Genomic DNA, 24,717 nt, shown 5'->3' with positions numbered 1-24,717 from the left:
GGTGGCTGCCCATATTGCGCCCATGGCGGCTCAATAGTTGCAGTAAGAGCCAGGCTGCCAGCAGCGCCAGGGTCCCCACCAACAGACCGGTGTTGGTCTGCAGGAATTCTAATTTGAATTTCTGGGCCGAATGGAGATCTGGAATGAGACCGAAGCGTTGCGGTCGCGAATTTAGTCCATCTCGTCTTCAGTTCTTGGCTCAAGATTCGGCTCTGCTTGCAGTTGTGGTCGCAGGCTTGTCTGGTTGCTTGGTGGCCATTCCATGGGGTACACCTGACGCTGGGGGAAGGGGATGGTGATCTCCTTTTCTTCAAAACGTTTCCAGATCGCCTGACGCAGTTCGCTACCAACGTTGAAGGACTGAAGCGGATTGGCCACCCAGAACAGCAGGCGATAGTTCACGGCGGAATCGGCGAAGTCGGTGACGAAGGCCTGGGGTGGTGGATAGCTCAGCACTTGCTGGTGGTTTGTGGCGATGGCTTCTAGCAACTCCACCACCTGCTCTGGGTCATGGTCATAGGCAGCGCCCACGTTGACGGAGTCGCGTCTTGAGGTCTCCGTGGCCGTGTATGAGATCGCCTCTTCGGTGAAGAAGTTTTGGTTGGGGATCAGTAGCTCCGCCCCATCCCGGCCGCGGCGGAGCTGGGTGGCTCGCAGCCCGAGATTGCGCACGGTGCAAGGATCACCGTTGATCATCAGGATCTCTCCGGGCCTGACCGAGCCTTCAAACAGCAACCAGATGCTGCTGATGAAATTAGAGATGATTTCTTTGATGCCGAAACCGATGCCGACCGATAAGCCGCCGGCGATGGCGATGAAGGCGTTGCCGTCGATGCCCACGTAGTAGGCCACGGCCAGAAGGCCGACGCCGATCACGCTGTAGCGGAAGATGAGCTCTAGGCCTTTGCGGTTTTGGCTCTTCACCCCGAAGACCTTTCCACTGATCCAGGCCAAGAACGATGCGGGTCTGGAGGCCACCGTGAGGATGATGTAGACGGCAACAATCGCTGTGTAGATCTTGCCCAAGCTCAGTTCAACGCCAAAAAGATTGGCGACGGGGATGCGTGAAAGGTTTTCGAGGCTGCCCATCAGCCTGATGAACGAGAGGATGGAGAGAATCACATAAACAGGCTTGAGAAACGTGCTCTCCAGCTCCTCGACCGGGAATGTGTTGTTGAAGTGCAGCAGCAGCGTTTTCAGAGGAGTGAACAGATTCCATCCGAGCCAAAGCAGGGCGAAATAGCGAATCAGACCACTGGGTTGGAGCAGCAGGGAGAAGACCAGGCTGAGTAGCAGCAGCAGCAACGGGCCGACGAGGCTCTGCAGGTTTGGATGGTTGCGCAGGGGCTCGAGGTGGCGATCTCTGAATCGATGCATGGTGATCGGCAGACCGATCACCACTACCAGCTGCAGAAGCACAGATCCCCGCTGCAGATACACCAGCCAGCTGAGCAGTTCTTCGCCGATCGCCCCCGGTGTGACCGCGCCGAGCCAAGGCAGCGCGCTCATGGCTTTGCTCCTGCTAAGGCTTGCTCCAGCGCCATGGATGCCTCCTTGGTATTGAGCGTTCCGAAGATCACGTTGTTGAGCACGTTGCCCACTTCCGTCATCCGCCGGGGATCGGAACTGATGGCACTCAGTAATGCATTGCCGTGATGGGTGCTGGGTTTGTCGGTGAGTCCGAGCTCTAATTGAGCGGGATCGAGATGGCGTTCTGTCGCCAACTGGCGCTGCACGATCGGCATCACTTTGGGATTGATGGGAAAGGAGGTGCGGTATTTCAGCGACAATGTTTTCTGAGCCCAGGGTTCAACCATGAAGGCCAGCAGTCGCAGGCTGTCGGCGCGTTGGCGAGAGCTTGAATTGCGTCCGAGCGCCCACACCTGCATACGCGTGATTGGTGTTGCTTTGCCAACCGGGCCCCTGGGCAGTGTGGTCACTCCCAGGTTCTCTTTCAGGGCTGTGCGCAGCTGAGGTAACTGGGAGCTCCAGCAGGTGATCCAGTCGAGTTGACCCTTGATCAGTTGCTCCCTCAGATCCACCTGGTTGTTGAGGAACAGCACGTTTTGCTGAAAGCTGGCGTTCTGAAGCCAGCCCAGCCAGGCGTTCAAGCGACGCTTGTTCTCAATGCTGGGACTGCCACGATCCAACATCATCTGCAGAGCTGCTGTGGCCTCGAAGCCCCCCAGGGTCCAGTACAGATCTTCCAGGTGCATGGCCAGGCCAAACACCTTGCCTTTGCCACTGGCTTTGGCCAGTGCATCGAGGCTTTCGGGCGGCTCTGGCAGTCGGCGTTTGTCGTAACAGGCGAGCTGCACATACTGGCTCACGGGTAAGCCGGCGATTTGCCCTTCCGCTGTGGTGATTCGATTCAGGGCCAGCGATGAGATCTGGGTCCGTTCTTCAGCTGACAGCGAGATCGGATCGGTGAGTTTGTTGTGCAGCAGGGCTAGGGCGGAGTTGCCGTTGGTGATGATCAGATCCGGCCCCAGTCCACTGTTCGTCTGGCGGGCGATCTCCCGTTGCAGGTTGGCTTCCGAAAAGCTGCTGGGATGGAGATGCAGGCCGGGATCAAACTCCTGCACAAGCGCCTGCACTTGCTTGATCACCCGGCGACTGCGCACCGTCTCGTCCACATTCAGGCCGCCTGGATCGGAGGTACTCCTCGCCACTCGCAGCACCCTTGGCAGGGAGGGCCCTGTTTGGCTGCAGGCACTGAGTAGGGCCGCCAGCATGCTGCTCAGGCCAATGAAGCTCCAGTGACATCGACGGGCTGCCATCGCGCTAACGATGTATTGCCTGCAGTCTTGCCATCTCGAGGCAAAGCGAGCGGAGTTGGATAGAAAGCTTGCCTTTTCCGAATCATCCACCGGTGATCGGCTGATCGGTCAGCATGGCCGCGGCATGACGCTGTGGGCTTTTGGCTGATTTCCTTTCACTGCTGACGCCCGCACTGGATGTTCTGCGCACCCCCCTCGGCGGAGTGCTGTTCATCCCGCTGTATGCCCTGTGGGTCACCCTGTTGCTGCCAGGTGTCTGGGCTTCGATGCTGGCGGGTGCGCTTTACGGCACCTGGTGGGGGAGCGTGCTGGTGTTTGTGGGTGCCTGCTTGGGAGCAGAAGCGACCTTTTTGCTTGGACGCCATTGGCTGCGGGACTGGGCCCAGAAGCGGTTAGCCAGCATCCCGAAGTTGCAGGCTGTTGAGCGTGGTGTGAGCCGTGAGGGGCTCAAGCTCGTTTTGCTCACCCGGCTCTCGCCGGCATTTCCTTTCTCTTTGCTGAATTTGGCCTATGGGCTCAGCGATGTGAGCCTGCGCGACTACAGCTTGGGTTTGCTCGGCATCCTTCCCGGAACCGTGCTGTTCTGTGCCCTGGGTGCGCTGGCTGGTGACGTGGCCCGCTTCGGTGATGTGCTGGCTGGCGAGGCTTCTCCCGGTGCTTGGGCGCTTCGGGTGGTGGGAGTCGTGGCCACGATTGCTGCAGTTTGGTTGGTGGGTCGTGCTGCTCAACGGGCCTTGCAGGCTGAGGGCACGCAGCCTTAAGCGGTTGGCAGATGCCAGTCGCGCAGCGCGGCGATCACAACAAACCAGCTCAGTCGCAGTTTGGCCAGCGTCCCCTTTCTGGCAGACAGCTCTGCGTATTTGGCTTGGCCGCAGTCAGTCTTGATCCAGGGGTGGGTTGGAGCGTGATTCATGACGCTTTGCTCGAAGTGGGGTTATAGCGAAGAATCTGTGTAGGGATCACGCTGATGTTGATCGTCACCTCTTCCAGTCCATACTCATCCTGGGCTTGATGACGGATTCTTTGTTGCATCTCATCAAGGCCGATCTGGCCCACTAGTTTTTCGGGAACATTGAGCACGATGTCAATCGTTGCAGAGTTGTCCAAGACGCGCACATTGCTATAAAGCAATTTAATTCGCTGCAGGGTATAAGCATCTTTGCCTGAATATTTACCCTGCTGGATTAGACCGGCTTTGAAGTTTGAGAATTGGCTGTTGATCTGCTGACGCACACTGAAGTCATGCAGTGATGAAGAGAGGGGGATGCAGAGCAGGCCGAGCAAGCCAAGCCAAACCAGTAGGTGCCGCCAGGCTGTTTTGACTGAGCCATAGCGCTGGAACATGAACACCGCCAGGCTGGCTACAGTAATGCCGATCAAGTTGGCGAGAAAGAGAAGCAAAGATCCTTCTGCAACTTGATTCGTGAGGCCCGTGATGGTGCCGCGACCGAACACTGCGGTGAGTTCGGATCCAAGGCTCAGACCGATGCCACAGACACATAGAGGTGGAACAAGGGCCACGGCGATTGCTACGCCGGCAATCGAGTTTGATAACCGATCACGACTAATGGTGAAGGCCCCTGCGATAGCAGCAGCAACGGCAATCACCAGATCAATCAGGTTCGGTGCGGTGCGGGCCGTCATCTCATTGTTTACCTCGCTAGCCCCAAATAACCCGGCCAGAATCCATGCGGTACCCACCACTGTGGCCACGCCGATGATGACCGTAATGGCCGAGCGTTTGATCAGACGGTCGTCCGAAACGGTGAGGCCAAAGGCCAAGCTGAGGATTGGTTCCATTAACGGCGCCACGATCATCGCGCCGATCACCACTGCGGTGCTGTTGGCGATCAGCCCGAGGGTGGCAATAACGGCTGAGCAGATCAGCAGTATGAAAAAGCCCAGGGAGGGTTTTGAGGAGGCAATTCGGGCCCGGTAAAGCTCATCGCGGGGGACTCGGCTTTCCAGGTTCAGTTGCCATTCCCCGGAGATGTTTTGCAGTACACGTCGGAGCAGGGTGCCCATCGGGTCAAGAGATTGGGTTGGATTGAGCTGGATTCAGCAGGGTCTGCAGTGCGGATTCATCAAGAATCGAGAGCCCAAGCGTTTTGGCTTTTTCCAATTTGCTTCCGGCCTCTTCTCCTGCCACCACGTAACTGGTCTTTTTGCTCACAGATCCGCTCACTTTGCCACCGGCGGCTTCGATCAGCTCCTTGGCCTGTGATCGCGTCAGGGTGGGCAGAGTTCCCGTCAGGACGAAGCTGCGACCAGTGAGATGACGGTTGGCCTTGGAGGCTTCGGTCCGGGCTCGCTCCTCATCATTGAGGGCCAAGCTGAAACCCAGACTGCGCAAGGCATCCAACAACTCCAGGTTGGCGGGATTGGAAAACCATTGCTGCAGGCTTTGGGCAATTTCAGCACCAATGCCGAACACCGCCGTGATGCTTTCGGGTGCGGAGCAAGCGGCAGTTTGGAGGGCGGCAGCGTTCGGGAAGCTGGCGCAAAGCGCTTTGGCGTTCACTTCACCCACATGGTGGATGCCAAGTCCATAGAGCTGACGTGCCCACCCCTGGTTGTGGGAGCGTTCCAGTGCATGGATCAGATTGTCAGCACTTTTCTGACCCATGCGTTCCAGGCTGCCCAGTAAGGCTGCATCCAGGCGATACAGGTCGGCGATCGATTGCACCAAACCTCTGTCCACCAGTTGTTCAATTAATTTGCTGCCGAGGCCGTCCACATCGAGTGCACCTTTGCTGACCCAGTGGCGTAGGGCACCGCGCAGGATGGCCGGACAACTGCTGTTGACGCAGCGGGTGGCGGCTTCGCCTTGCTCGCGCACCAGTTCGGACCCGCATTCAGGGCAGGTGTGTGGGAGTTCCAGGCGTTGGGCATTCTGCGGTCGGAGTTCCGGCAGCACCCGCACCACTTCGGGAATGATCTCGCCGGCCTTGCGCACCACAATCGTGTCGCCGCCATGGAGATTCAACTCCTCCAGACGGTCGGCGTTGTGCAACGTGGCACGGCTGACGCTAGTGCCAGCCAGTGGCACTGGTTCGAATTCAGCAACGGGAGTGATGACACCGGTGCGGCCCACCTGACAGGCCAGGCGGAGCAAGCGGCTGGGGGCTTCTTCGGCCGGGTATTTGAGCGCGATGGCCCAGCGGGGGGCTTTCTGGGTGAAGCCGGCTGAATCCTGGAGCCGGAGATCATTGAGCTTCACCACCACGCCATCGGTGGCGTAGTCCAACTGGCGGCGGCCGCTGTCCCAGCTGGTGAAAAATGCCTCCACGGCTCCAAGGTCAGCAAGGAGCTCTGCATTGGGATTCACCTTGAAGCCGGCATCCCTCAGCCAGTGCAGAGAATCCCACTGACTGACGGGGCGTGGCCCCTCCCAATCGTCTGGGAGGTGGAGGGTGTAGGCGAAGAAATCGAGGCGGCGGGCTGAGACCACCTTCGGATCCAACTGGCGCAGGGTGCCGGCGCAGGCGTTGCGGGGGTTGGCAAACAGGGCTTCGCCGCGTTGCTGGCGTTCGGTGTTGATCGCGGCAAAGATGCCATCCGGAATGAAGGCTTCGCCACGCACCTCCAGCCAGGCCGGGGGCGTCTCTAGCTGCAAGCGGAGTGGTATCGATCCGATCGTGCGCACGTTGGCGGTGATCTCTTCGCCTTGCTCGCCATCGCCGCGGGTTGCTGCTTGCACCAACACGCCGTTTTCATAACTGAGAGCGAGTGCGTTGCCATCGATCTTTAGTTCTCCCACCATCGCAAGAGCTGGTGGTGGCTGATCCGGTGGGGGCTCGCGGTCGAGCACCCGCAGCAGGCGGGTGTACCAGGCCCTCAGCTCTTCATTGTTGAAAGCGTTATCAAGGCTGAGCAGGCCGATGCGATGTCGCACACTGCTGAATCCCTCGGCTGGAGTCCCACCCACCCGTTGGCTGGGGCTGTCGGCTGTGACCAGGCTCGGATTCGTGGCCTCAAGATCCAGCAACTCCCTGTAGAGCCGGTCGTAGACCGGATCCTCCATCACGGGTGCATCCAGAACGTAATAGGCGTGAGCGGCGGTGTTGAGCAGGTTGCGAAGTTCCCTGGCTCGTTCCGCGGATGCTGCCGTCATCGTTCAGTGAGGTGGTCGATGTTCAGCTGTTCACCTGATTAATCCTGGCGATGCGCCAGGAGTCATCCATCTTTGTGAAGGTGAAGTCGAGGGGCAGCTCTTCGTCGTTGTCTGATTTGAGCTTCACGGTGAGGATGATGTCACCTTCCTGCATGCGTGGACGGCCTGACTTGAGGTTGCGGAAGCGGTTCAGTTTCAGCCCCGCCAGGAAGCGGATGAACTGCTGACGATTGACATGTTGGCGATAGCTCTTGGTGGTGAGCAGATAGGCAGCATCAATCCGTCCTGCCGCCACTTGGGTGAAGAACTGCTTGATCAACGGATTGATGCCGCGGGCGCTGAGCACCAGCTTCACAGCGGTGATTGTCCAGTACAGAAGCAGGGCTCCGGCTCCGGCCAGCAAGGCCTTGCTTCCGATGTCCCGAACCAGAGCCACATCCATTGACGCTGCACGCTTGAGATTGCGAATAAGTCTGACTGACGGCTGCCCACGACGGTCAGACTGCTCGCGTTTGATCGCTGCGCTGCTTCGCTTCTGCCATGCCCCTGGAGCCGTTGTTGCCCCTCTTTCATCGGCTCAACCGGGAGCACTTCGATGGTGCGCTGGTCAATGGTGTGCAGCCTCTGCTGTCGGTGCGTTGGAGTGATGGCCGGATGTGTCGCACGGCAGGGATGTATCGGCGTGGGCCCGGTGTGGCCCCACCGCTGGGACGGGAGATCGTGTTGTCGCGACCGCTGCTGGATCCTCTGCCCCGGTCCGCCACCGAAAGCACGCTCTGTCACGAGATGATTCACGCCTGGGTGGATCTGGTGCTCAGGGTTGAGGAAAGCCATGGCCCCAACTTTCGTGCGCGCATGGCCCAGATCAACCGTACTCAGAGTCGCTTTGAGGTGAGTGTGCGGCATCGCTTTCCTGTACCGGTCAAGCCGGCTCGCTGGATGGCGATCTGCCCTTGTTGTGGCCGTGCGGTCCCTTACCGTCGCAGAGTCCGTAACGCGGCCTGTCGCCCTTGCTGTGAACGGCATCATGGCGGGGTCTGGCATGCCAGCTGCCTGCTGCGCTTCGAGCCGATCGTTCCGTCTGTCTCCGACGTTGATGGCTGAAATGAATCAGTTCCTTTTGGTCCTGCAGGTGTGTGGGATGTCGATCGCGTTGATTGGTTGCAGGCGTGAACGTTGGCTGGCTCGCCGTCGTCGTTAACGTCATCGGTATGGAGTCCAGACGCCAGCCCTATCCGCGCCAGTCAAGGCCGCGCCGTGATGATCAGCTCGATCGCCGGCTGGATCAGTGGCTCGAGACCGGTCGGCAACTTGTTGATGGTGTGGCAGGCACCCGTCCTGGTCGCCGTAGTGGAGTGGCTGGGCGTGCCGGTCGCTCCTCTGGGGCCAGCCTCGACGCTGTCGGTCGCTGGGTGGGAGACAAGATTGATTGGCTGCTTGATGAAGAGGATGACTGGCGTGAGCCCTGGGAGCCAGAGCCGGCGGCTCGAACCGTTCGCGACCGTTCCTCCGCTCGTGTCGATGCCATCGCTGGGGACAGCCGTGCCGTCAGCACTGGCGGTAAACGGCGTCTGCGGGCGATTTCCAGGCGTCAGCCCCCTCTCATCGCTGCTGCGAATGAGCCTGCAGCTGTGACGTCGCCTGCTTCGACCTCGCCCGTTTCGTCTGGCCGGCCTGTTCAGAACAGTGACGATGCCTGGCCGGATGATGACAGCTTCCGAGTGGAGCGCTGGCAGCGTTCTCAGGCAAGAGTTCAGTCTCAGCCTTCCCCGGCTGCGTCGGATGCTGTGGCTTCGCCGTCATCACCCCAGCGACCGGTGGCTGGCCGTCGTGCCTTGCCCCGCTCCAGTCGCCGGCGGTCCTGAACCAGTTCAGACGCTGGTGTTCAGCGCAGCCTGAAAGCGGCAGCCCCGGCGGCTGAGCTGGGTGTTGACATCCTCGACGAGTTCAGCAGGAAGATCTTGCGCCATCTGCTCAGGGGTGGTGGTGATCGAGGCCGAACCTTCGCTCAGTGCCTCCAGCAGAGCCACCCATTGCTTCACGTGTTGGGAACGGCTGATGCGTTTGTAACCCTGGCTTTGCAGCAGGGTGGAGCAGATTTTTGTGTTCCAAACGGCATTGCGTGCTTGCAGGCTGGATCCTGTGGCTGTTGCGGCGCCTGCCTCTACCGCGGTCGTTGTCGGTCGGCCGTGGCGATCGCGCCAGCCGAGGCGATCCAAGGCCCGTCCGCAGTGGGTTGAGGAGATGCCGAACAACTGTCCCAATTCGGTGAGGCTCAGCCAGGTGGGGGTTGCCATAGGAAACGCCGAATGACTGCACCCATGATCCGGAAAGCACATTAAGGCGCAACTTGTCAAGGGCGAATTGGGACAAACCTCCCGATTTGTTTATGAAATGAGGTGAAGCGGTTGGCGAGGTGCAGGGCCGAGCCATTGTTCAAGCCGTGGGCTGAACACCTCGCGAATCACAGTCAGTTCGCGGCCTTGGCGGAAGAAGCGGTAGTGCCGACTCCAGAAGGGTCCTTGCTGCGCGAAGCCCTCCTCCAGCCATGGGCTTTGCACCAGAGCCAAACCATCGACCTCCCGAAACAGTTCCGAACGCCCTTGGGTGAGGCTGAGCCAGATCGGCAGGTTGCGGTCGCGTAGATGCTGTTCGGCTTCGGTTTGGTTCCACCAGCTTTCTGCCCAGGCCAGGGTTTGTCCGCCGCAGTCAAGCCAGACCTGACGACGCAGGAGGGGTGGCTCTAGCTCTCTGACCTCTCGCGGCAGCTGGGATGGTTGGCTACCGGGCGATTCCGGTTCCGGTTCCATCGCCACCAGTCGCACGGCCACCGGGTGGCCGGTCAGCAGTCGCAGATGGCGCGTAGGGCTGCCATCTCCCAGCAGCATTAAGCGCCAAGGACCGGGTAGAGGGCTTGGGCCCTCGCCACGAAGCACTGCGGCCGTTGCTGCTTCCCACAGGGGTGTTGGCGAGGGAAGAAGGGTGCTGGGTTGGTTCAGAACGCTCCTCCCACGCTCAGGTTGCGAACGTCGCCATCGCGTTCAATCACGGCTCCATTGGTTTGGACCGACCGCAGCTGCCAGCCGCTGTTGCCGATCGCTTCGCCCGGGGATGCCGACAGCGAGAGTTGATCGAGTTGGAAGATTGCTGAGCCCTGGCCTCCGCCGGCATGCACGACGCCCACCAGGAGTGGTTCGGCGGGTGCCATCAGCAGCGCTGCGTCTTCCTCAGGACTGGGAATGGCGTTGGGGATGGGCAGAGTGCCCGCCAAAGGAATGGTGAGGGGTTGGAGTTCGGCGCTTGCGATGGTTGGCACAGCATCAGCGTTGGCTGCATTCGCGGGTGCTGGGGCGGTGTCAGCCTTTGATGCCTGATTCGCTTGCGTGTTGACAGGCAAGTGGCGCAGTCGCTCGATCATCTGGAGGTCGCGTTCACGGTTGAGCGCCTGTAGGGATCGCTGCCAGTTGTGGGCCAGCCAGAGGCTGCTACTCAGCCCAACCCCTGCCATCACGGTTGCGCTGATCAGCAGTCCATTGCGCTTCTGCTGTTGGCGTGTTGTTCCGTTCTCGTTGCGTCGTGGTGGCTGGTCGGGATCGACCGCCACTCGCACGGCATGGAGGGTGCTGTCCGATTTCATGAACACCTGGTCCATCACCTGTTCGGCGCGCAGGTTCCAGAAGGCCCTGGATCGGGTGATGCAAGAGGCCATGGAGGATCGACCAGGGCTTCAACGCTATCGAGAGTTTGCGCTTGGGGCGAGTTGCGGATCGGTTGATTGGCTGCGTCGTTGCTGCAGCTCCAGCCATACGAGCAGGGCAGTGAGGTCGGCCTGACTCACCCCAGGGATTTGACTGGCCTGGCCGAGGGTGAGGGGGCGCACGGCCGCAAGCTTTTCGCGAGCTTCCCTGGAGAGGGTGCCGATGGCGGCGTAATCGATCGCGTCTGGCAATTTGCGTTGGCGTTGGCGTTTCACCTGATCGATCTGCTGCTGCTGGCGTTGGAGATAACCGCTGTATTTGATGTCGATCTCGGCCCCTTCCCGCACCGGCAAGGGCAGAGCAACGTCGGCCAGGCCATGGCGCACCAGATCAGCGGCATGCATCCCCGGTCGGCGCAGGAGATCTGCCAAGGTGATGGATCCTTTGATTGGGGCGCCGGTTTCCGCCTCTACAGCAGGGGCGACCGGATCGCTCACCTTGAGGCGCTGGGTCTCTAGACGTTGCTTTTCAGCCTCCATCGCCTCGAGCTTCTCTTCAAACAGTTGCCAGCGGCGGTCGTCGATGAGTCCCAGTTCTCGACCCAGGGGGGTCAGGCGCCGGTCGGCGTTATCGCCCCGAAGCACCAGCCGGTACTCACTGCGGCTGGTCAGCACCCGGTAGGGCTCGCGTAGGTCTTTGCTCACCAGGTCGTCAATCATCGTGCCGATGTAACTGCCTTCGCGGGGGAAGTGCACCGCCTCCTGGCCACGGATACGGCGGGCGGCATTCAGACCTGCCACCAGGCCCTGGGCGGCCGCTTCCTCATAACCGGTGGTGCCGTTGAGCTGGCCGGCGCTGAATAACCCCCCCACCCGTTTGGTCTCCAGAGACGGCAGCAGCTGGGTGGCGGGCAGGTAGTCGTAATCCACCGAGTAGGCAGGGCGCAGCATCACGCACTGCTCAAGCCCGGGCAGGCTGCGTAGCAGCTGCAGCTGGATCGGTTCAGGCAGGCCGGTGGAGAAGCCTTGCACGTAGATCTCGGGGGTATCGCGTCCTTCCGGTTCCAAAAAGATCTGGTGGCTGTCTTTGTCGGCGAAGCGCACGATCTTGTCTTCGATCGAGGGGCAGTATCGGGGCCCTTTGCTGTCGATCACGCCGCCGTAGATCGCCGTGAGATGGAGATTGTCTCTGATCAGTTGGTGGGTGGTGGCGGTGGTGCGGGTGAGATGACAGCTCATCTGCTCACCGCTGGCCCAGGCGGCGGGATCAAAGGAGAAAAAGCGGTCGGCAGCGTCACTGGGTTGCTCTTCCAGTTGATCAAGGGCGATGCTGCGCCGGTCCACGCGGGCAGGGGTGCCGGTCTTGAGTCGGTCGGTGTGAAAGCCAAGCTGCTGCAGAGCTTCAGTGAGACCTTCGGCGGCCTGTTCCCCGGCCCGGCCTGCAGCCATGGACTGATGGCCCACCCAGATGCGGCCACCCAAGAAGGTGCCAGCTGTGAGCACGACGGCCTTGGCGTTGTAAACGCTGCCGAAATAGGTGCAAACCCCTGTGATTTGGGCGACTGGCCCCTGGCTGGGATCCCAGCTTTCACCGCCACCGGTGGGGTCGCCCTCAATGTTCAGACCGGTGACCATCGCCTCGCGCAGGGCCAGGTTGGGGGTGTGTTGCAGCAGCTGCAGCATCTGGCGTGAGTACTGCCGCTTGTCGGTTTGAGCGCGCAGGGCCCACACGGCTGGGCCGCGGCTGGCGTTGAGGATGCGCTTCTGGATGGCTGTGGCATCGGCGAGGCGGCCGATCACCCCTCCGAGGGCATCCACTTCATGCACCAGCTGGCTTTTGGCCGGTCCGCCCACGGCCGGATTGCAGGGTTGCCAGGCGATGCGGTCGAGATTGAGGGTGAACAGTGCCGTGTTTAGACCCAGCCTCGCTGCAGTGAGCGCCGCCTCACAGCCGGCATGCCCGCCTCCCACGACGATCACGTCGAAGACTTCAGTGGGGGCTGGACTGTTGGTCATGTCCCCATTATCGGAATTGGGGTGCCGCTTCAGTGTTGTTCTGGTGTCTCTGAGCGCTGAGTGCTTGGCAGGTGATTGCTGGTTTGGCGGCTGCGATGCAGTGTTCGTTCAGACTTAGTGCGGGGAAGGCACCGTTGCGTTTAACAGCTGTCACCAGATCACAACGATGTCTTGCTGTTCAGCTGTTGCAAGGGTGGCTGAGGCTGGCGTGAGCGATGGCAGGCGCTTGGTGTCAGGCAACGTGTGGCTGCTGTTGTGTTGGCTGGTGAGCTCAATGGCCTCATACGTGTTGCTTGTGCCGAGGCTCTGATCAGAATTGATGATTGACTTGGCCTGATGCTGGGCTTGTTCTTCAGGTTGTGATCTTGTCTTGCTGGTTTCTGGTTGGATGCTTTTGGCTTGATTGATGCTATGGATTGCCATATTGGCGAGGAGAATCAAGGGCGATAGGGCGGATTTTATTAGCAGAAAAACTGGCGAATTTTCTTCTCTGACTGTCTCCAGTTCTAGATCAAGATTTGGATCATCGTTCGCGGTTTCACTGGTTTGATTTGAAGGGATGGCGCAGCCTTCCTGTTGGCATGTGTTTAGATTTGGAAGTGTCATCATGAAAATATCGACCTGGGCTGCTGATGATTCATCTCCAATCTGAAGGCTGGTTGTTAGCTTCACCCGTGCCTCTGCCTCCGCTTCATTGCCCCTGTTGAGATCGATCCAGACAGCTTGGGGCATATTCCAGTTGTCTGCTGTGAAATGAAGAACGCCTGCTGAAAGATTGACCGATGCATCATCAATCTGGAGCTTGACGATGGCGTCCTGTTTCGGGTTTTTTAAGAGGGAGATGAAGAGGGGAAGCTGATTGGTTTTGCCCGGAGGCATCGTTTTTTGCCAATTGTTATCTGTGAATTTCGGCAGTGTTAGCCGAATGCCATTGCTGCGCTCGATTGAATCAAGCCCATTGGAGAGCATGCGTTGCGTGAAGCCGCCTTCCCCGCTGTTGAATGCATTTACAGCGTTCTGATCAGAAGTGATCGAACTGATGGATGGAAGTGCGTTGATCCTGCCGAGATCATTCGAGGCGACGAGGAACGAGTCGGACGCTGTTAACAGGCTTGAAAAGTTATCCGATCCGGTGATGCTATCAGCCATTAGAGAGCCAATTAAGTGATCAAAGCCATCACTCCAATTTTCGCTATGACTAGTTTCTGACGTTGCTGTGTCTGTGGAGTTGCTACCTGAAGAGCCACTACCTGAGGAGCCACTCTTGGACGAGCTTGGAGTATCAGCTGCGCCAGTGATGTCAATCTCAAAATTCTGGGAAGATGTCAGGCTGCCGTCGCTTACAAAAAGTGTAAAAGACTCCGTTGCTGTCTGACCGGCGACAAGATTATTGACAGCTGTTTTGTTGGGTGTGTAGCTGTATTCACCTGTTGAGGAATTAACACTGAGCTGACCATAAGATCCTGTGAGTGAATTGCTTGCATAGCTCTTCCAATTATTGCTGCTAATACTTGTGGTGTTGCTTGAGCTGATTCCATATTCAAGTACAGCTGACTCATCAGGATCGGATGCTGTTAATTGACCTGAAAGCTTCGTGCTAGTGATTGCATTAGAGTTTGCTTGATCAAGTACTGCACCTTTGTCAATCGTATTCAGTGTCGGCGCATCATTGACCCCAGTGACCTGAATGGCCACTTCGGCAGTATCGTCATTCGTGAGGTCGGTCAGGGTGTATGTGAAATTGTCGGTCTCTCTATCGCCAGCGTCTAACTTGTCGGCATTGTTGGCTGTGAAACGATAGGATCCATCGAGATTGACTAATAATGTGCCATAGGTACCTGTGAGTGCTGTTCCCACGCTGTTGAGCTGGAAATCACTACTACTGATTTCCGCTCCTGTTCGTACGCTTTTGATATAAAGCTTGTCGCCATCAACATCGGTGTCATTCTTTAGGATTCCCTGGAAATCTTCAAATAACTTTGAGGAATCTTCGTTGACATTCGCTGTGTCATTAATGGCTGTTGGTGCATCATTCACTCCGGTAATCGTGATTGTGATTTCGCCGGTGTCGATGCCTTCATCAGTGCTTTGACTGTCTGTTATTTTGTATGTGAAAGTTTCGGTTGCTGTTTCGCCTTCGAGTAATTTTTGAGCTGCTGTTTCTTGAGCAGTATAGCTGTATGTGCCATTCGATTCGATGGTCATTTGACCATAGATTCCTGTTAAGGTGGCGCCTGGTGAAAATGCAACATTTGATTCCTGCTCGCTACCGCTTCGAAATGATGTGATGGAAAGAGAGTGACTCTCTGGGTCGGTGTCATTGGCTAGCAAGTTGGTGTGTGTTGACACTGTTGAGCCGGCGTTAACGCTGGCAGTGTCATTGACTGATGAGGGGGCATCATTTCGACCACCCACAATGATTTTCGATTCGATGGCTGTTGAGCTGCCATCCCCATCATTGACAACCCATTGAATGGTTCTTGCACCGATTACAGGATCGGCATCATTGGTGTTGGTGTAAGTGACTGTTTGCAGGGCACTGATGTAATTCGCTTTTGTGGTTGAGCCACTTAGTGTTAGTACGCCTGTGGAGGAATTCCAGCTGCCAGATACTCCAAAGTTATTTGTGAACGCAAGTTGATCTTCTGTGCTGACGTAGGTGCTGTTCGAGATCGAGATCGTTGCATTTTCAATATTTTCATCATCAATATCTCGAATGTCGAGGCTACCGTCGATTACAATGACGTTTCCTTGCCCTTCAATATATTTTTTCGTTTTGATCGCGTCGACAAGGAAGGGATTGTCATTAATGCCTGTAATTGTGATGGTGAGCTCTGTTGAGTCCGTTAGCTTTCCATCGCTGAGTCTGTACGAAAAAATTTCGCTCGCTGTTTCGCCACCTGCGAGTGCGTCTGCTGCTGTCTTGTTGGCGGTATAGCTGAATGATCCGTCGGTTTGCAGGGTTAGTTGCCCAAAATCGCCATCTAGGGCTGTATTGAACTGTCCGATTCGAGGTGAGCTTGCATTCAGTGCACCAGCATGGAAGTCGCTGATGGCCAAGTTGTCACCATCTTCATCGGTGTCATTGTTAAGGATGAGTCCCGATGCTGCGGTGATGCTGAGTGTTTCATTTTCGTTGACTGAGCCGCTATCTGCTTCTGCAACTGGTGCATTATTGACGTCGATGACGTTGATGCTTATGTTGGCTGTTGTTGATCTTGTGCCGTCTGTTGCAGAGATCTCGAGAACGTGTAGATCGCTTGTTTCGTGATCCAGTGACTTGCCTGAGGCAAGTGAAATCTTTCCCGTTGCTGCTTCAATCGTAAATAGTTCCATATCATTTCCATCGCTAATTGAATAGGTGATTTGATCACCGTCTTTGTCTGTGTCGTTTCCCGAATTGGCGTCGGCAAGATCAAGTAATTCTGTGCCACTACTGGCGCTTTCCAAAACATCTTCACTTTGATCGCTAATCGATGGTGGATTGTCATTGTCTGTGGTTTTGACGGTGGTGGTGGCTGTTTCGCTGCCGGTGAATCCACCTGTATTGGATGCAGTCGCGGTGAGTGTGGTGGTGCTATCGCCATCCTCAAGGCTGTCATCGACCCCGGTGACGGTGATGGTTTGAGCTGTATTCCATTTATCTGCGGTGAATGTCAGCGACGAGGTGCTGAGTGAATGCTCGGTGCTGTCGACACCGCTGAGGGCGATGGTGACATTGGCCGTGGGTTGGGCATCAAGGACGACGGTGAATGTGGAGGTGCCGCCGGCTTCTGTAGTGAGGAGATTGCCGGAGCCATCGGTGGTGCCTGTTTTGGCAATGGTGATGCCGCCGCTGTCGTTGTTCGTTGTTTTGACGGTGGTGGTGGCTGTTTCGCTACCTGCGTAGCCGCCTGTGTTGGAGGCGGTGGCCGTGAGTGTGGTGGTGCTATCGCCATCAATGAGGCTGTCATCAACTCCGGTGACAGTGATGGTTTGGGGCGTATTCCAGTTCGAGCTTGTGAATGTCAGCGACGAGGCGCTAAGAGACTGCTCGGTGCTATCAGCACCAGAGAGGGTGACGGTGACATCAGCCGTTGGTTTGGCATCGAGAACAACGGTGAATGTGGAGGTGCCGCCAGCTTCTGTGGTGAGCAGATTGCCGGAGCCATCGGTGGTGCCTGTTTTGGCAATGGTGATGCCAGCACTTTCGTTGTCGGTGTTTTTGACAGTGGTGGTGGCTGTTTCGCTGCCGGCATAACCGCCTGTGTTGGAGGCGGTAGCGGTGAGCGTGGTGGTGATGTCGCCATCAACGATGGTGTCATTGGCACCAGTGACGGTGACGGTTTGCGCTGTATTCCAGTTGCTGGTTGTGAATGTCAGCGACGAGGCGCTGAGTGAGTGTTCAGTGCTGTCAGTGCCTGTGAGGCTGACGGTGACATCAGCCGTTGGTTTGGCGTCCAGAACGACGGTGAATGTGGAGGTGGAGCCGGCTTCTGTGGTGAGGAGATTGCCGGAGCCATCGGTGGTTCCGGTTTTGGCAATGGTGATGCCGGTGCTGTCGTTGTCTGTGTTTTTGACGGTGGTGGTGGCTGTTTCAGTGCCGGCGTAGCCGCCTGTGTTGGAGGCGGTGGCGGTGAGTGTGGTGGTGATGTCGCCATCGTCGAGGCTGTCGTCGACGCCGGTGACGGTGATGGTTTGAGCTGTATTCCAGTTGTCTGCGGTGAATGTCAGCGATGAGGCGCTGAGTGAATGCTCTGTGTTGTCAGCACCAGTGAGGTTGACGGTGACATTGGCCGTCGGTTTGGCATCGAGAACAACGGTGAATGTGGAGGAGGAGCCGGCTTCTGTGGTGAGCAGATTGCCGGAGCCGTCGGTGCTTCCGGTTTGGGCAATGGTGATGCCAGCACTGTCGTTGTCCGTGTTTTTAACGGTTGTCGAGACAGCCTTTGATCCCGAAAACCCACCTGTGTTGGAAGCAGTCGCGGTGAGTGTGGTGATGATGTCGCCATCGTCGAGGCTGTCGTCGACGCCGGTGACGGTGATGGTTTGAGCTGTATTCCAGTTGGCGGTCGTGAACGTCAGCGTTGAGGTGCTGAGTGAATGCTCGGTGCTGTCGGCACCGGTAAGGGAGACGGTGACATTGGCTGTTGGCTCATTATCAAGAACAATGGTGAATGTGGAGGACCCACCAGCTTCTGTGGTGAGGAGATTGCCGGAGCCATCGGTGGTTCCGGTTTGGGCAATGGTGAGGCCAGAGCTGTCGTTATCGGATGTCTTGAGAGTGGTGGTGGCTGTTTCGCTGCCGGCGTAGCCGCCTGTATTGGAGGCGGTGGCGGTGAGTGTGGTGGTGATGTCACCATCGTCGAGGCTGTCGTCAACGCCAGTGACGGTGACGGTTTGGGCTGTATCCCAGTTGCTGGTTGTGAATGTCAGCGACGAGGTGCTGAGTGAATGCTCGGTGCTGTCAGCACCGGTGAGGCTGACGGTGACATTGGCTGTGGGTTTGGCATCGAGAACAACGGTGAATGTGGAGGTGGAGCCCGCTTCTGTGGTGAGCAGATTGCCGGAGCCATCGGTGCTGCCTGTTTGGGCAATGGTGATGCCGGCACTTTCGTTGTCGGTGTTTTTGACGGTGGTGGTGGCTGTTTCAGTGCCGGCGTAGCCGCCTGTGTTGGAGGCGGTGGCGGTGAGTGTGGTGGTGATGTCGCCATCAACGATGGCGTCATTGGCACCAGTGACGGTGACGGTTTGGGGAGTATTCCAGTTGCTGGTTGTGAATGTCAGCGAAGAGCTGCTGAGGGAGTGCTCGGTGCTGTCGGCACCGGTGAGGCTGACGGTGACATTGGCTGTGGGTTTGGCATCGAGAACGACGGTGAATGTGGAGGTGCCGCCAGCTTCTGTGGTGAGGAGATTGCCGGAGCCGTCTGTGGTGCCTGTTTTGGCAATGGTGATGCCGGCGCTGTCGTTATCGGTGTTTTTGACGGTGGTGGTGGCCGTTTCCGTGCCGGCATAACCACCTGTATTGGAGGCGTTGGCGGTGAGTGTGGTGGTGATGTCGCCATCGTCGAGGCTGTCGTCAACGCCGGTGACAGTGACGGTTTGGGCTGTATCCCAGTTGCTGGTTGTGAATGTCAGCGACGAGGTGCTGAGAGATTGTTCTGTGCTGTCGGCGCCCGAGAGCGTGACGGTGACATTGGCCGTGGGCTGGGCATCAAGGACGACGGTGAATGTGGATGTGGAGCCCGCTTCTGTGGTGAGGAGATTGCCGGAGCCATCGGTGGTGCCTGTTTTGGCAATGGTGATGCCGGCGCTGTCGTTATCGGTGTTTTTGACGGTGGTGGTGGCTGTTTCGCTGCCGGCATAACCACCTGTATTGGAGGCAGTGGCGGTGAGTGTGGTGGTGATGTCGCCATCGTCGAGGCTGTCGTCGACGCCGGTGACGGTGATGGTTTGAGCTGTATTCCAGTTGCTGGTTGTGAATGTCAGCGATGAGGCGCTGAGGGAATGCTCGGTGCTGTCGTTACCGGTGAGGTTGACGGTGACATTGGCTGTGGGTTGGGCATCAAGGACGACGGTGAATGTGGAGGTGCCGCCAGCTTCTGTGGTGAGGAGATTGCCAGAGCCATCGGTGGTGCCGGTTTGGGCAATGGTGATACCGGCGGTGTCGTTATCGGATGTTTTGAGCGTGGTGGTGGCTGTTTCAGTGCCGGCGTAGCCGCCTGTGTTGGAGGCGGTAGCGGTGAGCGTGGTGGTGATGTCGCCATCGTCGAGGCTGTCGTCAACGCCGGTGACAGTGATGGTTTGAGCTGTATCCCAGTTGCTGGTTGTGAATGTCAGCGACGAGGTGCTGAGTGAATGCTCTGTGCTGTCAGCACCGGTGAGGTTGACGATGACATTGGCCGTGGGCTGGGCATCAAGGACGACGGTGAATGTGGATGTGGAGCCCGCTTCTGTGGTGAGGAGATTGCCGGAGCCATCGGTGCTGCCGGTCTGGGCAATGGTGATGCCACTGGCAGCAAAAACCCTTGCATGTCCAGAATTTTTGCCTGTGGCACCCTTGTGAAATTGGGCTCCAATGGCAACACTTTGTCCGTCGCCGCTGAGGCTTATCCCACTGCCACCAACAGCACCACTCGCACGGTCGCCTGCTGCTGCTCCATCAAGGTTTGAACCAATTTTTGACCAGGTGTTGCTGCTACTCTGATAGTCATAGATTTTGATTCGGCCGGAGTTGTTGCCAGCTGCACCATCGGCGTACTGAGCACCTATTGCTAATCGTTGTCCGTTTGCAGATAGGCTGACGGATCCACCAAACTGTTGGCCGCTTGCGTTACCATCGATATCTGCTCCCAGCTGTACTTTGCTAGAACCACTAATGTCATAGACGCGAACATGACCTTTATTATTTCCATGCGCCCAGGCTCCAATCGCAATGATATTTCCGTCGTCTGATAGCGAGATAGCAGTGCCAGACTTGTCTCCCTTTACTGCCCCGATAATGTTGAATTTTAAAGACCAACTGCTGCCAGTTTTGTCGTAAACCCTGACTCGACCCTTGTCGTTTCCGCTGCTGTCAAAGCCATTTGAACCGATTGCGACTCGGCTGCCATCTTCTGATATGGCGACCGAGGTGCCTGCATATTCTTTCTTTTGAGTGCCTTCAATATTGCTGCCAACCCGATCCCAGGCTGTCCCATTCCAAGTATAAACGCCTGCAAATCCTTTGCCACTAAACTTTTTTACGGAACCAAATATGACCGAGTCGCCATCGCCAGAGAGTTCCAAGGATGATCCTGCTCGTCCTTTCGCAAGGCCTGAAATCGTGCTGCCAAGCTTGTTCCATGTGCTACCTGTTAATTCATAAATAGAGACAGCCCCTGACAGGTTTCCTCCGTTGTCATCTCTTGGTGCGCCAATGGCGAGTCTTGTGCCATCATTTGAGAGGCTTACTTCGGCACCAAAAAAGTCACCTTTGTCATCACCATTGATAATCCCGATCTGTTCCCATTCGTTGTCACTGTTTAATCTATAAGTAGCAACACTTCCTTGCTGTTTCTTGAATGTGCGATCATTCCAGCTCCCAATCGCTAATGTGCTGCCATCGCTCGATAAGCTGACTGATTCCCCGCATCTTGCACCTGTTTTTCTGCCTTCGATTTCGTCGTCAATTTGAATCCATTCTAAATCACCTTGCCAGGTATGGAGTTGACTATTTTCAATTAGTTCAGAAAGCTGGCGAGTACCTCTATCTTGATTGGACGTCTTAATTGCTTCTTTGTTGATGCTGTTTTGGCTTGCGAAGACCTCGGCTCCGGTGGCCTCTTTGAAGAGGTCAATGAATTCTTGATTGCGGCCGATCTGGCAGCACCACAGCACTACGGTGCTGATCTGCCAATGGGCTAGTTCGCTGGCATGGCGCAACAAGGCGGCTTGATCGATCCACTGGTGAGCCAGCTGAATCCCTTGGCTGTTGCCATGTGCCAGGAGGTGGAGTTCTTTGGCTGGTGTGCCTTCTTGGTGTCGTTCTTTGAGCGCCTCTGTGATCGTGGCTAGAGGGTTGGCTGTCGCCTCAAGTTGAATCGTGACCGTTGCTGCTTCAGGCCGAAGGGCTGGAAGCTCAAGGTCAGGGGCGACGACAATGATTGTCGGGTGGCTCTGTTGCTCTTGATGGCCTTGCGAATTGGCCGCTGAGGACCTGTCCTCAGCGGCTTTGATGGATGGAGTTGCTTTGGTGCTGTAAAGAGGCAACTCTCAGAAGATTCTCAGGCGTATTCTTTTCGGTTTCCAGCCCTCTTGCATGGATTGGAGAGCCCAATCGTGCGCGATTTGGCTTTAAGTCGGCTTATTTGGCATCTGCAGGGTCATGGTCCTGGATCGTTTGTTGAGGCTGCTCGCCGTAGGCCTCGCTGTAGCGGCGTGTGAAATGGCTTTGGCTTTGAAAGCCATAGTGCTGCGCCACCTGTTTGATTCCCTTGAGACCCAGTTGATTGCGTTTGTTTGGCTTTAGCAGCAGCTCGCGCACGCCGTCGAGGCGGACGGCACGCTGCACCTCCAGTGGTGTGCGGTTGAAATGCTCCTTGCATCCCTTGAAGAGGGATGTTCGCGATTGGTACAACAGCTCACTGAGGTCCTCGACCGTGATGCTTTGGCAAGGGTTGGTATGGCACCAATGCAGCACTTCGATCGCAGCTGTGTGGCGGGCTTGGCGCTTTTTGATGGCTCTTGTTTCAGCCTCTTCGTTTTCAAAGCAGTTGATCACTGCACTGAGTAATCGCTCGGCTGTGCTTGGGTCGGTTGTTTTTCCCTCTTCCTTGATCAAGGTCTCGATTTGATCGCGAAGTTGGTTCGCATGATCTGCCCGCAATTCGAGCTGATTGCTGTTTTGCCACCGTTCCAGAGTGAGTGAGCCCCTTTGTTGGGGATGACGCTTTAGGAGCTCGTCTTTGGCGATGACCAACGTGCACAGCCGGCTGGCTGCAGGCAGGCGTAGATCGAAATCGCTGAGCTGGATGTTGTAGCCCATCAGCCCCGGCCAAGGCATCACCACGCCTTGAGCGCGATAGGCATCGTGCGGGAGTGGGTTGTTCAGCGGTATGGCCAGGGTCCAGGCTTGTGGCTTGCGTTGGCCGCTGAGAAACAAGCTTTGGTTGGTTGCGAGCAGGGTGCAGCGAAAAGCGCCGAAGCTGAAAATCTGCAGTTTCCCTAGTAGCCGGCCCTTGCTTAATTGCAGGGCGGCGAGGTTGGGTGAAAGGGGCTGAAACAGCTCCTTCAGCTCAGCGCAGCTCAGGAAAGGGGCCTCCAAAACCTTCACCGTGAGCCATCAAGGAATCAGAACTTCAAGGTACTTTTATGGCCCTTGCGTCACTTTGGCGATGTGTTTTTGTTCACGCGTCAGCGATTGATAGCTTTGCGGCGGTTGCTGGGGCTCAGTGTGGCTTCGAAGATTCGAATGGCGACCTGGCGGAGCCGATGTTTCCCCCTCGGCAGGATGCGGGTGGTTTTATGCAGAAGCTTGAGCCAACTGGCCACGTAATTGCGATGGGCTTGAGGGCTGAGGAACCAACGGGCCAGGTATGACGAGCCAACGCCCAAGAGCAGGATGCGGCCAATCCACATGCTCCAACCTCAGGCTTAAGCCGCCAGGTTGCGGAAGCGGGTGAACTGCGGTTCGAACAGCAGCTTCACCGTGCCAACGGGGCCGTTGCGGTGTTTGGTCACGATCACCTCAGTGATGCCTCGGTCTGGAGTTTCCGGGTTGTAGTACTCGTCGCGATAGATCATCAGCACCAGGTCGGCGTCTTGCTCAATCGAGCCTGATTCGCGCAGATCACTGAGCATCGGGCGCTTGTTCGTGCGTGATTCCACGCCCCGGCTGAGCTGGGAGAGGGCGATCACTGGCACGTTCAGTTCGCGGGCCATGCCTTTGAGGGCCCTTGTGATTCTCGAGATTTCCTGCACGCGGTTGTCTGGGCTGGAGCCCTCCATCAGCTGGAGGTAGTCGATCACCACCAGACCCAGCTCTTTGCCTTGTTCAGCCATCAGTCGCCGGCAGAGCGAGCGCATTTCCAGAACGCCGGAGTTGGGTTTGTCGTCGATGAAGATCGGCAGCTGGCCAAGGGTGTTGATGCCTTGGCCGAGCAGCGGCCATTCCTCTTGCTGCAGGCGGCCGGTGCGTAATCGGCCTGCTTCAATCCCTACCTCCATCGACAAGAGCCTGTAGGTGAGCTGCTCCTTGCTCATCTCCAGGCTGAACACGCAGACCGGCAGGTCGTGGAGCTGGGCCACGTTTTTGGCCAGGTTGAGCACGATGGATGTTTTGCCCATGGCAGGGCGGCCGGCCACGATGATCAGATCGCTGCGCTGCAGGCCCTGGGTCATGGCATCCAGGTCGTAAAAGTTGACCGGGATCCCTGCCACGGAGGTGCCGAGGGAACGGCTCTCGATTTCGTTGAAGGTGCTGGTGAGGATCTCAGCCGTTGGGGTGAGGCCCTTGGAGGGCTTCTCCTGGCTGATGGCGAAGATCGTTTGTTCTGCCTTGTCGAGCACCTGTTCCATCGGCAGGCTTTGGTCGAAGCCCAGCTGAATCACTTCATTGCCGGAGCGGATCAGTTGGCGTCGCAGGAACTTATCCATGACGAGGCGTGCCACCTGCTCGATCGAGGCGGTGGAGGCCACCCGCTCCACCAGCTCAACCAAGCGGGCGCTGCCCCCCACCTTGTCGAGTGCCCCCGTGTCGGCCAGCCATGCCGTCATGGCCGTGAGGTCGGTGGGTTTGCCCTGGCTGTGGAGCATCACCGCCGTGCGGAAGATCTCCCGGTGGGCATTCAGATAAAAGGCCTCGGGTTGCAGCACATCGGCCACGCGGCCGATGGCATCCGGGTCAAGCAGGATTCCACCCAAGACTGCTTCCTCTGCCTCAACGTTTTGAGGTGGTACGGAGTCGGGCAGGGCCTCGAAATTGGGCTCATCGCGTTGGCGTGATTTGCCGAAGCCACGGCGACCGCCTTCGGTGGACTCGCCGCCGGGTTCAGACAAGGGGGCGGTCACCATGGCGGTTGGCCAATCAAAAGCGAAAACCCACTCTGGCGCACTTGAGAGCATGCAACAGAGTGGGATGTGACGGCCTGATGTGATTCAGACCTCGGTGAGGCTCAGTAGCTGACCACTTCCAGGTTGATCTCAGCGGTGACTTCGCTGTGCAGCTTCACCTGCACTTTGTAGTTACCAGTGCGATGAATGTCGGGCACGGTGATGTCGCGACGATCCACTTCCTTCTTGGTGGCGGTTTCAATCGCTTCGGCCACGTCACCGTTGGTGACCGTTCCGAACAGCACATCGTCATCACCGGTCTGCTTCTTAACGGTGAAGCGGCCGATGGTGTCAAGGGCGGTGCGGAAGGCCACGGCGTCTTGCTTGAGGGCAGCCTGACGCTCGGCCTCCTTGGCGCGACGGTGCTCCACCTGCTTCATCACGGCAGGCGTCACGGGTACGGCCTTGCCGAAGGGAAGGAGGAAGTTGCGGGCATAGCCGGGAGCTACTTCCACCATGTCTCCGTCCCGGCCGAGGCTGAGAACGTCCTCATTCAGAACGACTTGTACGCGCTTGGCCATGGGATCGATCCGTTACAG

Annotated in this window: 18 protein-coding genes; 3 read left to right on the top strand and 15 right to left on the bottom strand. The window is 57.5% G+C overall.

Annotation, left to right across the window (positions count from 1 at the left end; genetic code table 11):
• Positions 1–171: 171 nt before the first annotated feature.
• Positions 172–1,509 carry a mechanosensitive ion channel family protein gene (locus SIB72_RS03635; protein WP_115119141.1) on the bottom strand — a complete coding sequence of 446 codons (1,338 nt, stop codon included), beginning with the start codon at positions 1,507–1,509 and terminating at the stop codon, positions 172–174.
• Positions 1,506–2,780, bottom strand: a complete 1,275-nt coding sequence (locus SIB72_RS03630; RefSeq protein ID WP_115119140.1) for an extracellular solute-binding protein — start codon at positions 2,778–2,780, stop codon at positions 1,506–1,508. The genes SIB72_RS03635 and SIB72_RS03630 overlap by 4 nt, the downstream gene beginning before the upstream one ends.
• 140 nt (positions 2,781–2,920) lie before the next feature.
• Between SIB72_RS03630 and SIB72_RS03625 the strand changes: the two genes are divergently transcribed.
• On the top strand, positions 2,921–3,541 hold the full coding sequence (locus SIB72_RS03625) for a TVP38/TMEM64 family protein (protein WP_115119139.1): 621 nt from the start codon (positions 2,921–2,923) through the stop codon (positions 3,539–3,541).
• On the opposite strand, the gene SIB72_RS03620 is transcribed toward SIB72_RS03625, so the two are convergent.
• From SIB72_RS03620 to SIB72_RS03605, 4 genes are read right to left on the bottom strand one after another with little or no spacing between them, the layout of a single operon-like run.
• Positions 3,538–3,693 carry a hypothetical protein gene (locus tag SIB72_RS03620; RefSeq protein ID WP_170953796.1) on the bottom strand — a complete coding sequence of 52 codons (156 nt, stop codon included), beginning with the start codon at positions 3,691–3,693 and terminating at the stop codon, positions 3,538–3,540. The genes SIB72_RS03625 and SIB72_RS03620 overlap by 4 nt on opposite strands.
• Entirely contained in the window at positions 3,690–4,805 is a 1,116-nt protein-coding gene (locus SIB72_RS03615) for a TIGR00341 family protein (RefSeq protein ID WP_413744628.1), read from the bottom strand. Before SIB72_RS03615 ends, SIB72_RS03620 begins: the two co-directional genes overlap by 4 nt.
• 4 nt (positions 4,806–4,809) lie before the next feature.
• Positions 4,810–6,894: an NAD-dependent DNA ligase LigA gene (ligA, locus tag SIB72_RS03610; protein ID WP_413744627.1), complete on the bottom strand. Its 2,085-nt coding sequence runs from the start codon at positions 6,892–6,894 to the stop codon at positions 4,810–4,812.
• 22 nt (positions 6,895–6,916) lie between these two features.
• Positions 6,917–7,336, bottom strand: coding sequence for a hypothetical protein (locus tag SIB72_RS03605; RefSeq protein ID WP_115119136.1), 420 nt, complete (start codon positions 7,334–7,336; stop codon positions 6,917–6,919).
• 98 nt (positions 7,337–7,434) lie between these two features.
• On the opposite strand from SIB72_RS03605, the gene SIB72_RS03600 reads away from it, so the two are divergent.
• Together SIB72_RS03600 and SIB72_RS03595 are read left to right on the top strand one after the other, a co-directional pair.
• Positions 7,435–7,998, top strand: coding sequence for a SprT family zinc-dependent metalloprotease (locus tag SIB72_RS03600; protein WP_115119135.1), 564 nt, complete (start codon positions 7,435–7,437; stop codon positions 7,996–7,998).
• 65 nt (positions 7,999–8,063) lie between these two features.
• The gene (locus SIB72_RS03595; protein ID WP_413744626.1) at positions 8,064–8,759 is read left to right on the top strand and encodes an RNA helicase; all 696 of its coding nucleotides are present in this window, start codon (positions 8,064–8,066) and stop codon (positions 8,757–8,759) included.
• Between the two features lie 6 nt (positions 8,760–8,765).
• Here SIB72_RS03595 and SIB72_RS03590 read toward each other — a convergent pair whose 3' ends face one another.
• The 9 genes from SIB72_RS03590 to rplI all read right to left on the bottom strand — a co-directional run bounded on the left by SIB72_RS03590 (position 8,766) and on the right by rplI (position 24,699).
• Positions 8,766–9,191: a hypothetical protein gene (locus tag SIB72_RS03590; RefSeq protein WP_413744625.1), complete on the bottom strand. Its 426-nt coding sequence runs from the start codon at positions 9,189–9,191 to the stop codon at positions 8,766–8,768.
• 90 nt (positions 9,192–9,281) lie between these two features.
• On the bottom strand, positions 9,282–9,854 hold the full coding sequence (locus SIB72_RS03585) for a chorismate lyase (RefSeq protein ID WP_170953810.1): 573 nt from the start codon (positions 9,852–9,854) through the stop codon (positions 9,282–9,284).
• A 35-nt stretch (positions 9,855–9,889) separates the two neighbouring features.
• Positions 9,890–10,603 carry a hypothetical protein gene (locus tag SIB72_RS03580; RefSeq protein ID WP_413744624.1) on the bottom strand — a complete coding sequence of 238 codons (714 nt, stop codon included), beginning with the start codon at positions 10,601–10,603 and terminating at the stop codon, positions 9,890–9,892.
• 24 nt (positions 10,604–10,627) lie between these two features.
• On the bottom strand, positions 10,628–12,607 hold the full coding sequence (mnmG, locus tag SIB72_RS03575) for a tRNA uridine-5-carboxymethylaminomethyl(34) synthesis enzyme MnmG (RefSeq protein ID WP_413744623.1): 1,980 nt from the start codon (positions 12,605–12,607) through the stop codon (positions 10,628–10,630).
• Positions 12,608–12,757: 150 nt separating this feature from the next.
• Positions 12,758–21,337 carry a VCBS domain-containing protein gene (locus SIB72_RS03570; RefSeq protein ID WP_413744622.1) on the bottom strand — a complete coding sequence of 2,860 codons (8,580 nt, stop codon included), beginning with the start codon at positions 21,335–21,337 and terminating at the stop codon, positions 12,758–12,760.
• Positions 21,338–21,431: 94 nt separating this feature from the next.
• Positions 21,432–22,400, bottom strand: coding sequence for a helix-turn-helix transcriptional regulator (locus SIB72_RS03565; protein WP_413744621.1), 969 nt, complete (start codon positions 22,398–22,400; stop codon positions 21,432–21,434).
• Positions 22,401–22,480: 80 nt separating this feature from the next.
• On the bottom strand, positions 22,481–22,705 hold the full coding sequence (locus SIB72_RS03560) for a hypothetical protein (RefSeq protein WP_413744620.1): 225 nt from the start codon (positions 22,703–22,705) through the stop codon (positions 22,481–22,483).
• Positions 22,706–22,720: 15 nt separating this feature from the next.
• Positions 22,721–24,139, bottom strand: a complete 1,419-nt coding sequence (gene dnaB / locus SIB72_RS03555; protein WP_115120233.1) for a replicative DNA helicase — start codon at positions 24,137–24,139, stop codon at positions 22,721–22,723.
• Between the two features lie 101 nt (positions 24,140–24,240).
• Complete coding sequence (gene rplI, locus SIB72_RS03550) at positions 24,241–24,699, bottom strand: 50S ribosomal protein L9 (protein WP_115120188.1); 459 nt, start codon at positions 24,697–24,699, stop codon at positions 24,241–24,243.
• Between the last annotated feature and the right edge of the window lie 18 nt (positions 24,700–24,717).

This window comes from Synechococcus sp. MIT S9451 (genome assembly GCF_047304725.1).
Classification (GTDB): Bacteria; Cyanobacteriota; Cyanobacteriia; order PCC-6307; family Cyanobiaceae; genus Synechococcus_C.
Note: the sequence above shows the minus strand (reverse complement) of the source record. Positions and strands in the feature narration are given on the sequence as shown.